Raw genomic sequence first — 14,376 nt, 5'->3', positions numbered from 1 at the left:
CGTACATATGGGCTGGATGAATGATGAGAGTGGGCTTGAAAAATGCGCAGCCAATTATGTCGCCCTCAGCCCCTTGTCACATCTGGTTCGGGCGGCTGATGTCTTTGCCAACCACCCCGCTGTCATCTATGGCAACCACCGTGTCACCTATGCGCAATATTATGCGCGCTGCACGCAATTAGCCTCTGCGCTTGTAAAAATGGGGGTACATTCTGGCGATGTCGTGGCAACCCTACTGCCGAACATCCCCGCACAAGCCGAAGCGCATTTTGGTGTGCCTGCTTGTGGCGCCGTGTTGAACACGATCAACACACGGCTGGACGTAGACACCATAAGCTATATTTTCGATCATGGCGGTGCTGTTGTGGTACTGGTTGATACGCAGTTCATTGACGTGGTTGAGGCCGCCATTGCCCGCCTCAACGATACGCCTCCCCAGATCATCGAAGTTCCCGACGCAGCCGCAGGATTCCCCGCCACTGGCCGCCACCGCATTTATGAAGAGGTGCTTGCAGACGGCGACACAGGTTTCACATGGCACATGCCACAAGATGAGTGGGAGAGCCTCGCGCTCAACTATACGTCAGGCACAACAGGGCGGCCCAAAGGCGTGGTCTATCACCACCGTGGGGCCTATCTGATGACGATGGGCACTGTGATCAGTTGGCGCATGGTGCTGCATCCGGTGTTCATGCAAATTGTGCCCCTGTTTCACTGCAACGGCTGGAACCATACATGGATGATGCCGCTGATCGGCGGCACGCTGGTCTGCGCCCGTGACATCACCGCTCCTACCATCTTTAACGCGATTGCAGACGAGAAAGTGACTCATTTTGGCGGCGCACCTATTGTCCTGAATATGTTGGTAAACGCCGCCGAGCACGAGCGCCGCGACTTTACGCATCTGGTCGAGGTCTTTACCGCAGGCGCGCCCCCTGCCCCCGCAACGCTGGGCAAGATCGAGGCATTGGGGTTTAACGTCACCCATGTTTATGGGCTGACCGAAACCTATGGCCATGTCACCGAATGTATCTGGCGCGAAGCGGATTGGGCTGATCTGGATAAAAAGGCTCTGGCCGCTGTAAAATCACGTCAGGGTGTGGCGATGCCCATGATGGAACATATCACCGTCATGGATGACGCAATGAAAGAAGTACCGCGCGACGCGACCACTCAGGGCGAAATCATGATCCGTGGCAATTCGGTTATGAAAGGCTATTTCAAAAACTCCGAAGCCACGATCGAAGCCTTTAAAGGCGGCTATTTCCATTCAGGCGATCTGGCGATCCAACATCCCGATGGCTACATCCAGATTGCCGACCGCGCCAAAGACATCATCATTTCTGGCGGCGAGAACATTTCATCCGTGGAGATCGAAGGCACCCTGATGGGCCATGATGCAGTGATGCTTGCCGCTGTGGTTGCCAAACCAGACGAAAAATGGGGCGAAGTGCCTTGTGCCTTTGTTGAGCTGAAAGAAGGGGCCATCGTCGACGAAGAGACGCTGATCGCCTTCACACGCGAAACGCTTGCAGGCTTCAAAGCCCCCAAGAAGGTCGTGTTTCAAGAGCTGCCCAAAACCTCAACAGGCAAAATCCAGAAGTTCGAACTGCGCAAACTGGCTGCAATGCTCTAGTTGCTCTGATCGGGGCAGGAAAATCGCTTGTGCATAATGGCTCCTCGCCATTGCCCTGCCTCACGCAAATGCTAATGTAGCCCGATAATAACGCTGGGCTACTGATCCAATGACCGCACTTACAAAATATGATCGCCTAGAGGCGCTAGGCCTGTGGCGCCCTACCCCTGACGGGCAGCGGCGCGAAGTTTTGGTGTCTGTTGGGAATGCAACATTGGTCATCACTGACAAAAACGATCAGCCCATCACCCATTGGTCACTTGCCGCTATCGCCCGCGCAAATCCCGGTGAAATTCCCGCAATCTATTATCCCGATGGTGACGACGGCGAAACGCTTGAGCTGGCCTCCAACCACATGGAGATGATCGAAGCGATTGAGACATTGCGCGCGGCTATTTCCAAACACCGTCCACACCCCGGCAGGGTCCGGTGGCTGGGCATGGGCCTGTCGGTGGGTGCAGTCATCGCGCTGCTGCTATTCTGGCTTCCGGGTGCAATGCGCGATAACACGCTACGCGTCGTTCCTCAGGTCAAACGCGAGGCGATTGGCGTTGCCTTGATTGAGCGTATGCAACGGGTCACTGGCCTCTTGTGCAAAGACCCCGCTGGCTTGCGCGCCTTGCGCAAGCTCGGGTCGCGGCTTGAGACCCCGAAACTGGCAGTTGTGCCCGCGCTGGGGCGTCCCGCGCTTCACCTGCCGGGCGGGGTGATTTTGCTGGATCGCTCCGTTTTTGAAGATTGGGAAGAACCCGATGTCGCCGCAGGGTTCATCCTCACCCAGCTGGCTCTGCAACTGGAACGGGATTCACTTGCCGCGCTTTTGGATGTTATCGGGCCGTGGGAAAACTTCCGGCTGCTCACCACGGGTAATATATCCGCAGCGTCGCTGGACGCCTATGCCGAGCACCTGATGTCGGCCCCTCGCATTGAACCTGACACCTCAAATCTGCTCGCGCTGTTTGAAGCCGCAGAGGTCCGCGCAACCCCTTATGCCCGCGCCCGTGACGTCACTGGCGAAAGCGTGCTGGCCCTGATCGAAGGTGACCCGATGCAGGGCCGTGTAACAGAGCCGCTGATCGACGACAGCACATGGCTGCGCTTGCAAGGCCTGTGTGAGGGGTAATCCTAGGACAGCCGCCGCGTCTGCCTCCACTTCCTAATAGCCCACAAAGCGGTCTCGGCCTTCTTGTTTCAACGCCCTAAGGCAAGAGAATGGCCCGCCGGACTCTCTCCGACGGGCCATAAAGATCGCATAAATCCGGTTTAGCGCGCGACGGCGTTATGCCCTGCACTGCGCAAACGGCTGAGGGCGCGGTTCATATCGTTCTGGCCCCCGAACGGACCCGCAATCACCAGACGGTTGGCCTGCCCTTTGCTGTCATAAATTCCGACACGTACCGGAATGCCCATACGCTGAACTTGCTTTGCAAGGTTCTGCGCCTGCTCTGCGGTGCTGAAACGTCCCACTTGCACATAGCCGTCTGCCGCAACTGCCTTTGGTTGGGCGCGCGTTGTTGTCGCTTGTGGTGTCGAACGGCTGGAGTATGTCGCTGTGCGTTGCACTGTTTTCACACGCGCCTGACGCGGTTCCGGCGCAACAACGCCTGTGACACTGCGCACAATTCTCTTGAGCGTCTGGCCGTTACGCTGAACAATTGTGACCTGACCCAGCTCACGTACCTGCTGGGCGTAATCTGTGTAAGGATAGACCAGCGGCACAGAGGCCGTCACATCACGTCCGTTTGCTTGATTGATCAAGCGCCGCGGCACGGTTGATGTCCAAACCATAGACATCGACTTGTGCCCCGCCAGAGATTGCTCTGCGCGTTTGGGGTTCAAACGGCCGTCTGTCCAAACCGATTTATATCCACGTGGCACTTTCACGTTGTTGGTGTTCACACGGTTCACAGCGACATGCTTTGGCACGACACGACGATTTTGCGAAACCCGAATGGGCTGAGGCGCAACGGCAACCTGCCGTTGTTGACCATAAAGTGCCGTGGTCGCACGCGGCACAGGCGCACTGGAAATCCGTGACCCAACAATCGCACCGTCCTGCGGGCCACAGCGGACAGCAAATTTACCCGGACGCAGATACTGGCTGCCTACAGCCGATGCGTTGGGGCAGGCAGAATTGGAACGAGGTGCAACCGGAAGCGTGCGCATCTCACGGGGTGCATATTGAACCGTCTTTTCCACAATCGGCGCGGAACGCCGCGCAACTTGCCGAACAACTTTGGGTTTGGACCGTGGCGCTGCGGCAGCAACACGGCGCGGTTTAGGCTTGGGTGCCACAGCGGCAGGAATGGTGATCTGTTCGACAGCAGCAGTCTGCACAGGTTCTGGCGCAGGTGTCACTTTGCCCGCGAATGTCGGGCGAAAACCGCACACGCCAGTGCGTTTGCGCGTAACACGCGCGATCCACGACACATTGCCATCAATACCTGCGCGAATGAATACACAGCCTTTGCTATCAACGTATTGCTTGCCTTTATAAGAGCTTGGCGGAAATTCAGCCGGCGTACGATCCAACGAACTTTGCGCCGAAAGCGCACCAGCGCTCACAGACCCCAAGATAAACGCAAGTGCTATAAGTTTAGTAAGTTTCATCCATGCCCCCACACAATATTGTGTTAGAATGTCAAGAACAGGACGCAGAGTAAAGCGCTAGCGTCGAAAATAAGTCGAAAAAAGCGCGCAAAATCCCTTAATGTTATGGAAATTATGCCCCTGAGGACACTAGCGCTCTATTGTGGTGCACGCCAAGGCGCACCACAATCTTGTTTTGGCCTGCGGATCGCTTACTTGGTGCCAAACATTCGGTCACCCGCGTCACCCAAACCAGGCATAATATAGCCAAGTTCATTCAACCCTGCATCCAACGACGCCGTCACAATTGGCACGTCTGGATGCGCTTCTTTCATACGCGCCACCCCTTCGGGTGAGGCCAGCAAGCACAGGAAAATAATATTGGTCGCGCCCGCGTCTTTAAGCAGGTCGATTGCTGCAACCGATGAATTGCCTGTCGCCAACATCGGGTCCACAGCAATAACCAGACGGTCATCCAACCCCTCAGGCACCTTAAAGTAATACTGAACCGGCTGTAGCGTCTCTTCGTCGCGGTACAGGCCAACAAAACCAACACGGGCAGAGGGGATCAACTCTAACACACCGTCTAGCAGACCATTGCCAGCGCGCAGAATGCTGATCAATGCCAGTTTCTTACCGTCCAGCGTGGGGGCATCCATAACCTCCATCGGCGTTTCAACCTGTTTGGTTGTCATCGCCAGATTGCGCGTGACTTCATAGGCCAACAACTGGCTGATTTCGCGCAGCAACTGGCGAAATACGGCTGTCGGCGTGTCTTTGTCGCGCATAATGGTCAGTTTGTGCTGTACTAGCGGGTGATCCACTACGGTCAAATGTTGATCGCTCATGTCCGGCTCCTTGTTTGATTAAGGAACCTTTACCCCCAGATGCGCCGCAACAAAAGCCGCCACATCCACAAATCCGACCTGCCCCAGCGATCCTACACCCTTACCAGCCACCAAAACAGGCACACGTTCACGGGTGTGATCGGTGCCGATCCATGTAGGATCGTTGCCATGGTCAGCAGTCAACACCATGATATCCCCTTCACGCATTTGCGTGATCAGCTTGCCAATTGTAGCGTCAAACCACTCTAACGCGCGGGCATACCCCGACACATCGCGGCGGTGGCCATAGAGGCTGTCGAATTCCACGAAATTGGCAAAGGTAAAGGCACCATCAGGTGCATCCCGCACCAAATCCCCCAGATGCCCCATCAACTGCGCGTCGGGACCTTTGCGCACCTCGTCAAAACCTTGCATGGAGAAGATATCGCCGATTTTACCTACCGCAAAACTGGCCCAGCCTGCGTCCTGCACCCAATTGCTGAGAACGGGTTTAGGCGGCATAATCGCGTAATCCCGCCTGTTTGGCGTTCGGACAAATCCCGCCTCAGCGTTGCCGACGAAGGGCCGTGCAATCACCCGCCCCACGCGCATCTTGTGCAGAATAGGAGCCAAGTCCTCACAGAGCTTCAGCAACCGCTGCAACCCGAATGTCTCTTCATGTGCGGCGATCTGGAACACGCTATCCGCAGACGTATAACAAATGGGCCAATCGCTACGCATATGCTCAGTGCCTTGTGCCTCAATAATCGCGGTGCCGGGCGCGTGACAATTGCCAAGGATTCCAGCGGTTCCCGCCGCCGCGCAGACCTGCGCAATCAAATCCGCATCAAACGACCCTTCAGTCCGCTCAAAATAATGCCACTCCCGCGGCACGGGCAGGCCCGCCAATTCCCAATGCCCCGAAGGCGTGTCTTTGCCGCGTGACACTTCTGTTGCAGTGCCCCACATACCCGCAAGGGGCGCATCCAATGATGGCAGGTCCAAGCCACTCGCCGCTTTTACCGCGGCGCCCAGCCCCAAAGACGCCAAAACGGGCACGTACAAGGGGCCGCTGCGGCCCTCCTCGGCCTGCCCATCGGCGCAGGCCTGCGCGATGTGGCCCAGCGTGTTTGCGCCCGTATCAGGCACATCGCCGTTAAAGAACGTATCAGCATCAGGCGCACCGCCGATGCCTACAGAATCCATCACCACCAGAAACGCACGTGCCATCAGCCTACAGTCTCCACAATCAGGTCAGGGGGTGTGAGTGCACCGCCGCCCAGCGTTATCGCCGCACGCACAGCGGCCACAGCCTTGTCCGCTTGCGTAAGACGAGAGGCGTGCACAACCGCCAGCGGCTGACCTTTTTCCACACGCATCCCCAAGCGCACCACGTCGGACAAGCCAACAGCCGGATCAACAGGATCGGTTTCAACCATGCGTCCCCCGCCCAATGCCACCACAGCAAGGCCCAATGCCTCGCCATCAATAGCCTGCACAATACCTGCCTCATGCGCGATCACCTCACGCACCACAGTCGCCTCTGGCAAGAACCGCCGCCATTGCTCAACAAAATGCACAGGGCCGCCCAGCGCCGCAATCATCGCGCCGAATTTTTCGGCAGCGCGACCATCCGCTATGGCGGTTTTGATCAACGCCGCGCCTGCATCTGCGTTTTTGGCAAGCCCTGCCCCCGCCAGCAAGACACCGCCCAGCGCACCGCAAAGCTCTACCATTGCGCCGGTTTGTTCGCCGCCCAGCACCCGCATGACTTCGGTCACTTCCAACGCATTGCCCAAGCTGGGAACCAAAGGTTGGCTCATATCGCTGATGATTGCCCGCGTCGGGCATCCCGCAGCGTTGGCAGTACTCACCAAGGCCTGCGCCAAATCACGCGCCGCGCCGATGTCTTTCATAAACGCACCAGAGCCGACCTTAACGTCCAGCACCAAGCCTTCCAGCCCCGCCGCCAGCTTCTTGGACAGGATCGACGCGGTGATCAAGTCCAGACTGTCCACCGTCGCTGTCACATCGCGCACCGCATAAAGACGACGATCCGCAGGGGCGATATCACCTGTCGCGCCAACAATTGCACAGCCCACTTGGCCTACAACCTGCCGCAAGCGCGCTTCGTCCAGCATCACGCCAACACCGGGAATCGCCTCTAGCTTGTCCAATGTGCCGCCTGTGTGGCCCAAACCACGCCCCGAAATCATCGGCACATAGGCACCGCACGCCGCCAGCGCAGGGGCCAGAACAAGGCTCACACAATCGCCAACACCGCCTGTGGAATGTTTATCCAACACAGGCTTGTCCAAATTCCACGTCAGCACATGGCCTGATGCACACATGGCACGCGTCAGCGCCACGCGGCCAGCTTCATCCAGCCCGTTGCGGCACACCCCCATGGCAAAAGCACCCGCTTGTGCCGCGCTCAAGGTTTGGTCAGCCAATGCGCCAGCAACCCAAGTCAGCTCATCTGCGCTGAGCCGTTCATCATGGCGCAGCTTGGCAAGAATACTCCGCGCTTCCATTTAGCCCCCCAGAAACGAAGGGTCGAACGCACCGGGCAACAAATCAGCGATGCTCATGACCTGCTCGGCACCGGCTACGGTTGCCATGGTCACGGCCACATCGCCTTTGCCAAATTCAGCCAGTTTTTGACGGCACCCGCCACAGGGCGTAACGGGCAAAGGTGACCCTGCCACAACATAGGCTTCGGTAAATGATGTCTCGCCCGCAGCAATCATTGCCGCAATCGCGCCTGCCTCTGCACAGGTGCCCTCAGGGTAGGCCACATTTTCAACGTTACAGCCACGATACACCACCCCGGATTCGCCCCGTATTGCAGCCCCAACTTTGAAACCCGAATAGGGCGCATAGGCATTTTCACGCACGTCTATCGCCGCTTGTCGCAAATCCGTCATCTTATTCTCCTACTGGTCCTACCCATCACCCTAGCCCCGCAAATCCCAAGATGCGACGGGTTTTCACGCTGTAGGCTTCCCCGTATGAACATTAATCTTATTCTTACAATACAGCCCCTAAACAACAATATAACTGGCGGCTTTTCACTTGGCCAAAATCTTTACTGGCACTCTACGCACAATAGTTTAATGCTAAACTAAATTCCAAAACACGAGGTTTGCGATGACTGAACACCCTAATTCCCGTCAAGCCGCACTTGATTATCACGCCTACCCAAAGCCCGGCAAACTTGAGGTTCGAGCCACCAAGCCTTTGGCAAACGGCCGCGATCTGTCTCTTGCTTATAGCCCCGGCGTGGCCGAGGCTTGTTTAGAGATCAAAAAAGACCCTTCCACCGCGGCCCTCTACACATCACGCGCCAATCTGGTGGCGGTTGTCACCAACGGCACGGCGGTTTTAGGCTTGGGGAACATCGGCGCACTGGCCTCCAAACCCGTAATGGAGGGTAAGGCCGTTCTGTTCAAAAAATTCGCGAACATTGACTGCTTTGACATCGAAGTAGACCAGACCGATCCAGAAAAGCTCGCGGAAATCGTTTGCGCATTGGAACCGTCATTTGGCGCGATCAACCTCGAAGACATCAAAGCGCCAGATTGCTTTACGGTTGAGCGCATCTGCAACGAGCGGATGAACATCCCCGTTTTTCACGATGATCAACACGGCACAGCGATTGTTGTTGGTGCTGCCGCTACAAATGCGCTGCTGGTTGCGGGGAAGAAATTCGAAGATATCAAAATCGTCTCAACCGGCGGCGGCGCGGCGGGGATTGCCTGCCTGAACATGCTGCTCAAGCTGGGTGTGAAACGCGAAAACGTCTGGCTGTGTGACATTCATGGTGTGGTCTATGAAGGCCGTGTTGAGGATATGAACCCGATCAAATCCGAATATGCCCAAAAAACCGATCTGCGCACGCTGGATGATGTGATCCCCGACGCTGACCTGTTTCTGGGTCTGTCCGGCCCGAATGTGTTGACCCCTGAAATGGTCGCCAAAATGGCGTCACGCCCGATTATTTTTGCGCTGGCCAACCCAACGCCCGAAATCATGCCAGACGCGGCGCGTGCGGTGGCCCCCGATGCAATCATCGCGACAGGACGCTCCGACTTTCCGAACCAAGTGAATAACGTGCTGTGTTTCCCGTTTATCTTCCGTGGCGCGTTGGATGTGGGTGCGACCACCATCAACGACGAGATGAAGATCGCCTGTATTGAAGGCATCGCCGCACTGGCACGCGAGACAACTTCAGCCGAAGCTGCCGCCGCCTATCAAGGCGAGCAAATGACGTTTGGCGCCGATTACCTTATCCCCAAACCCTTTGATCCCCGCCTTGTTGGCATCGTTTCTTCTGCTGTGGCCCGTGCTGCGATGGAAACAGGCGTCGCCACCCGCCCGATTGAGGATATGGAAGCTTACAAAGCGGCCCTTGACGGATCAGTGTTCAAATCAGCGCTGTTGATGCGCCCTGTGTTCCAAGCAGCGCGGACATCACCGCGCCGCATCGTCTTTGCCGAGGGTGAAGATGAACGCGTGTTGCGCTGCGCACAAGCCATGCTGGAAGAAACCACAGAACGCCCCATTCTAATCGGTCGTCCCGAAGTAATTGAACGGCGAATGGAGAAAGCAGGCCTGTCGCTCAAGCTGGGTAGGGATGTGGACATCGTGAACCCTGAAAACGATCCGCGTTACCGCGATTACTGGGAAACCTATCACCACCTGCTGGCGCGGCGCGGCGTTTCCCCCGCGATTGCCCGCGCCATCATGCGCACCAACACCACGGCAATTGGCGCCGTCATGGTCCACCGCAACGAGGCAGACAGCCTGATTTGTGGCACCTTCGGTGAAACCCGCTGGCACCTGAACTATATCGAGCAAGTGTTAGGCCGTGATGGCGCCCGTGCGCATGGGTCACTTTCGCTTATGATCCTAGAAGATGGCCCCTTGTTCATCGCTGATACCCAAGTGCATCAACACCCCACACCCGAACAACTGGCTGAAATCGCCATTGGCGCTGCCCGCCACGTGCGCCGTTTTGGCCTGACCCCCAATGTCGCAATGTGCTCACAGAGCCAGTTCGGCAACCAAGGCGAAGGATCAGGCAGCCGTCTGCGCAAAGCGATCCAAATTCTGGACGCGGGTGATCATGATTTCTGCTATGAAGGCGAAATGAACATCGACACCGCCCTAGACCCTGCGCTGCGGGCGCGCTTGTTCCCTGACAATCGGATGACTGGCCCTGCAAACGTGTTGGTATTTGCCCATGCTGATGCGGCATCTGGCGTGCGTAACATCTTGAAAATGAAAGGCGGCGGTCTAGAGGTTGGCCCGATCCTGATGGGTATGGGCAACCGCGCACATGTGGTATCGCCCTCGATCACCGCACGCGGCCTGTTGAACATGGCAGCCATCGCAGGGACACCTGTGGCCGAATACGGCTAAACGTAAAAAGGGCCGCATCCCCAAACGGGTGCGGCCCTTTAATCATGCGCAATCAGACTTACAGCTTGCTGATCGTTCCAGTGTAAACAATCTTGGACCCGTAGGCACGCTGGGGCGGATACAGGGTAACCCGATCACCCTTGATCGCAATCACACCGCAATTGGCATTTTTCGCGCGCTTGGTAACTTTCTGACCGGCCTTGCGGCGGCGTTCTTCATAGAATCGGCGATTCGGGTCATCCAGACAAACTTGGTTTCCGCGGACTGTCCACTCACTCAGCGACTTGCGAGGATAGCTGCCATTTACTTCCCAAGTGGATTCACCAGCCAACAACATATTGACGATGAATTTCGTAGGCGCGCCTTTGCGCGGCTTGGTGTCGCTGACAGGGCGCAGCACCAATTGTGTATTGGTCAAACGCTTTTTCAACGCATCACCCGCCAATACATCTTCAGGATAAACCGCCTGCGTACAAGCCGACACCAACAATCCAGCAGCAACTAAAAATCCAAGTGTTTTCTTCATAACATTCCCCCCAAAGGAACTAATTAAATAAATGGCCATTTCTGGCCCAACCCGTGAAATCTGACAGCATTAACCCTTGGCTTCAACCTGATTTCAGCCCGCTCCCAGAAATCTCTGTGTAAACGCCTTTACACCAATCACCGAGCCCCCCTGCATTCTACTTGCCCCCACCCCGTTGCAAAGCTTAGGCTTTCTTCAATACTCGGGAGGAGCATACATGGGATACGCAGAGGTTTACAAATCCGCCAAGGACGATCCAGAGGCCTATTGGCTGGATCAAGCGCAGGCCATTGATTGGGTTACCGCGCCGCAGCAAGCGCTCTTTGACAAAGGCAACAACCTGTATGAATGGTACGCCGACGCATCGGTAAACGGCTGCTACAACGCTGTTGACCGCCATGTGGAAAACGGCCGCGCCGATCAGGCCGCCATCATCTATGACAGCCCCGTCACCGACACCAAAGAAACAATCACCTTTGCCCAGTTGCAAACCCGCGTTGCCGCCCTCGCAGGGGCCCTTGTGGCCCAAGGCGTGACCAAAGGCGACCGCGTTATTATCTATATGCCCATGGTTCCCCAAGCCATTGAGGCGATGCTGGCCTGCGCCCGAATCGGCGCGGTACATTCAGTGGTGTTTGGTGGCTTCGCAGCCCACGAACTGGCCGTGCGGATCGATGATTGCACCCCCAAAGCGATCATCGCCGCCTCCTGCGGGTTAGAGCCGAACCGCGTTGTGCATTATAAACCCCTGCTGGATGAGGCCATCGCGCAATCAAACCACAAGCCCGGGTGCTGTATCATCCTGCAACGCGAGCAAGAGATTTGCACGCTGGTTGAAGGCCGTGATCTGGAATGGAACGCCGCAATTGCCCTTGGCACCCCTGCCGCTTGCGTGCCCGTCGCGGGGAACCACCCTGCCTATATTCTGTATACGTCAGGCACCACGGGTGCTCCCAAAGGCGTGGTGCGTCACACCGCAGGCCACCTTGTTGCGCTGAACTGGACCATGAAAAACATCTATAACGTCGATCCGGGTGATGTGTTCTGGGCCGCCTCCGATGTCGGCTGGGTCGTGGGGCATAGCTATATCGCCTATGGCCCGCTGATCCATGGCAACACCACCGTTGTGTTTGAGGGCAAACCGGTTGGCACCCCCGATGCGGGAACGTTCTGGCGTGTGATCTCGGAACATAATGTGCGCAGCTTCTTCACCGCGCCCACCGCCATACGCGCCATCAAACGCGAAGACCCCAAAGCGCTGGAACTAAAGAAATACGATATCTCATGCCTAAGCGCCCTCTATCTGGCAGGCGAACGTGCCGATCCTGATACGATCGTGTGGGCGCAAGATGTGATGGGCAAACCCGTTTACGACCATTGGTGGCAGACGGAAACCGGATCAACCATCGCGGGCAACCCCGCGGGGCTTGAGACACTGCCAGTCAAAATCGGGTCTCCGACCGTGCCAATGCCCGGATATAACATAGAAATTCTGGACGAAGCAGGCCACCCGATGCCAACAGGTGAATTGGGGTCAATTGCCATTAAGTTGCCCCTGCCCCCCGGTACATTACCCACCCTGTGGAACGCCCAAGAGCGCTTTATCACAAGCTATCTGACCCATTTCCCCGGTTATTATGAAACCGGTGATGCCGGTATGATCGACGAGGATGGGTATCTGTACATCATGGCGCGCACGGATGATGTGATCAACGTCGCGGGCCACCGCCTGTCCACAGGTGCAATGGAAGAAGTACTGGCAAACCACCCCGATGTTGCCGAATGTGCCGTAATCGGCATTTCCGACCCTCTCAAAGGCCAAGCGCCCATGGGGTTTCTCTGCCTGACCAAAGGCGTAGATCGCCCCCACAGCGAAATTGCGTCTGAATGCGTGAAGCTGGTGCGCGATCAAATCGGCCCCGTGGCCGCATTCAAGCTCGCCACGGTCGTCGACCGCTTGCCCAAAACCCGTTCGGGCAAAATCCTGCGCGCAACAATGGTCAAGATTGCCGACAATGAACCTTTCAAAATGCCGGCAACCATCGATGACCCCGCCATTCTGGACGAGATAAAAGCAGCCATGCAAACTGTCGGCGTCGCCACGGGTTAACATGGCCCAAAAACGCAAGACGGCCCCCGAAAGGGAGCCGTTTTTCGAATATAATCTGTGTCATTCCATTTTCAGGAACACTCTAACCCTGTTCAGGAATTAGCCGACTTTGGCTGCAAAGTTGTCGACCTGCTTTTCGGCCTCTTCTTTGGCAATCCCGTATTTCGCTTGAATTTTACCAACCAGTTGATCGCGGTCCCCTTCGGCTTCCGTGATCTCGTTATCGGTCAGGTCACCCCATTCCTCTTTCACTTTGCCGGTCATCTGCTTCCAGTTGCCTTTTACTGTATCCCAGTTCATCGCTGATCTCCTTTGTTCATGTCGTTGCAGATACATCCATTTAAAGGGTTGCTCCCTCGCATCTGCTTGACAATACAACGGGCCAAGGCGGCAAATCGTTCCCGATAAATCGCAAATTATTTATTCAGGTGAATTGTTCGGAAATCAGCCGCTCTTCCAACCCGTGGCCGGGATCGAACAAAATTTTATGCGATATGCTCGGTTCCGAGCGTATTTCGACGCTGGCCACATCGCGGTAACTGGTGCCATCCGCATCGGCCATCACGGGGCGTTTATCCGGCTCTGATACGTCAAAGCGCACAGTAGCGTTTTTGGGCAGCAAGGCACCGCGCCAACGCCGTGGCCGAAACGCAGCCACCGCCGTCAGTGCCAAGACATCTGCGTCAATCGGCAAAATCGGGCCGTGGGCCGAATAATTATAGGCCGTTGATCCCGCAGGTGTGGCCACCAGTGCCCCGTCACAAATCAACTCTTGCATCCGTAACCGACCATCCACCGTAATTTGCAGCTTGGCCGCCTGTGGCCCCTGCCGCAGCAACGCCACTTCGTTCAGCGCCAATGATCGGGACTCGCGCCCATCCGTGTGGATCGCCCGCATCGACAGCGGATTAATCACCGCTTCCTCCGCTGCATCCAACCGCGCCCGCAGGTCGCTTTCGGCATAAGAATTCATCAAAAAGCCGATGGTGCCACGGTTCATCCCATAGACTGGGGCAGGCAATTGCTGGGTTTCATGCAGCGTTTGCAACATGAAACCATCCCCGCCCAGCGCAACGATCACATCGGCATCTTCAGCAGACACTTCGCCATAACGCCCGATCAACGCCGCACGTGCAGTTTGCGCCAAAGGTGCTCGGCTGGCCAAGAAGGCAATCTTTTGAGGCATTTTGTTTCCGATCCGCGCCGCTTTCTACCCAGAGAAACACAATATTCCTCGACACACCAGCACACCACAAGCAATTGC

Annotated in this window: 12 protein-coding genes; 4 read left to right on the top strand and 8 right to left on the bottom strand. The window is 56.5% G+C overall.

All coding sequences use genetic code 11. The annotated features are described in order from the left end of the window. Positions 1–7: 7 nt before the first annotated feature. Positions 8–1,636, top strand: a complete 1,629-nt coding sequence (locus GGR95_RS04615; RefSeq protein WP_184563276.1) for an AMP-binding protein — start codon at positions 8–10, stop codon at positions 1,634–1,636. A gap of 109 nt (positions 1,637–1,745) precedes the next feature. Next, positions 1,746–2,759: a hypothetical protein gene (locus GGR95_RS04610; RefSeq protein WP_184563274.1), complete on the top strand. Its 1,014-nt coding sequence runs from the start codon at positions 1,746–1,748 to the stop codon at positions 2,757–2,759. A gap of 140 nt (positions 2,760–2,899) precedes the next feature. On the opposite strand, the gene GGR95_RS04605 is transcribed toward GGR95_RS04610, so the two are convergent. The 5 genes from GGR95_RS04605 to GGR95_RS04585 form a co-directional block, all read right to left on the bottom strand. Then, positions 2,900–4,246: an SPOR domain-containing protein gene (locus GGR95_RS04605; protein WP_184563272.1), complete on the bottom strand. Its 1,347-nt coding sequence runs from the start codon at positions 4,244–4,246 to the stop codon at positions 2,900–2,902. Between the two features lie 191 nt (positions 4,247–4,437). Next, positions 4,438–5,073 carry a uracil phosphoribosyltransferase gene (gene upp / locus GGR95_RS04600; RefSeq protein WP_184563270.1) on the bottom strand — a complete coding sequence of 212 codons (636 nt, stop codon included), beginning with the start codon at positions 5,071–5,073 and terminating at the stop codon, positions 4,438–4,440. A gap of 18 nt (positions 5,074–5,091) precedes the next feature. Next, entirely contained in the window at positions 5,092–6,282 is a 1,191-nt protein-coding gene (locus tag GGR95_RS04595) for a phosphopentomutase (protein WP_184563268.1), read from the bottom strand. Next, complete coding sequence (locus GGR95_RS04590) at positions 6,282–7,586, bottom strand: thymidine phosphorylase (RefSeq protein ID WP_184563266.1); 1,305 nt, start codon at positions 7,584–7,586, stop codon at positions 6,282–6,284. The genes GGR95_RS04595 and GGR95_RS04590 overlap by 1 nt, the downstream gene beginning before the upstream one ends. Then, positions 7,587–7,979: a cytidine deaminase gene (locus GGR95_RS04585; protein ID WP_184563264.1), complete on the bottom strand. Its 393-nt coding sequence runs from the start codon at positions 7,977–7,979 to the stop codon at positions 7,587–7,589. A 223-nt stretch (positions 7,980–8,202) separates the two neighbouring features. Here GGR95_RS04585 and GGR95_RS04580 point away from each other — a divergent pair, with 223 nt between their 5' ends. Continuing rightward, positions 8,203–10,476, top strand: coding sequence for an NADP-dependent malic enzyme (locus GGR95_RS04580; protein ID WP_184563262.1), 2,274 nt, complete (start codon positions 8,203–8,205; stop codon positions 10,474–10,476). Between the two features lie 58 nt (positions 10,477–10,534). Here GGR95_RS04580 and GGR95_RS04575 read toward each other — a convergent pair whose 3' ends face one another. Continuing rightward, positions 10,535–11,002, bottom strand: a complete 468-nt coding sequence (locus tag GGR95_RS04575) for a hypothetical protein (RefSeq protein WP_184563260.1) — start codon at positions 11,000–11,002, stop codon at positions 10,535–10,537. 217 nt (positions 11,003–11,219) lie between these two features. Here GGR95_RS04575 and GGR95_RS04570 point away from each other — a divergent pair, with 217 nt between their 5' ends. Beyond that, positions 11,220–13,112 (top strand): propionyl-CoA synthetase, encoded by a 1,893-nt coding sequence (locus GGR95_RS04570; protein WP_184563257.1) that lies wholly within the window; start codon positions 11,220–11,222, stop codon positions 13,110–13,112. A 99-nt stretch (positions 13,113–13,211) separates the two neighbouring features. Here GGR95_RS04570 and GGR95_RS04565 read toward each other — a convergent pair whose 3' ends face one another. Continuing rightward, a complete protein-coding gene (locus tag GGR95_RS04565) occupies positions 13,212–13,412 on the bottom strand; it encodes a CsbD family protein (protein ID WP_184563256.1) in 201 nt (66 codons plus the stop codon). Between the two features lie 124 nt (positions 13,413–13,536). Beyond that, positions 13,537–14,298: an NAD kinase gene (locus GGR95_RS04560; protein ID WP_184563254.1), complete on the bottom strand. Its 762-nt coding sequence runs from the start codon at positions 14,296–14,298 to the stop codon at positions 13,537–13,539. Positions 14,299–14,376: the final 78 nt, after the last annotated feature.

Origin of the sequence: Sulfitobacter undariae, from assembly GCF_014196805.1 — a bacterium.
GTDB lineage: Bacteria > Pseudomonadota > Alphaproteobacteria > Rhodobacterales > Rhodobacteraceae > Sulfitobacter > Sulfitobacter undariae.
Note: the sequence above shows the minus strand (reverse complement) of the source record. Positions and strands in the feature narration are given on the sequence as shown.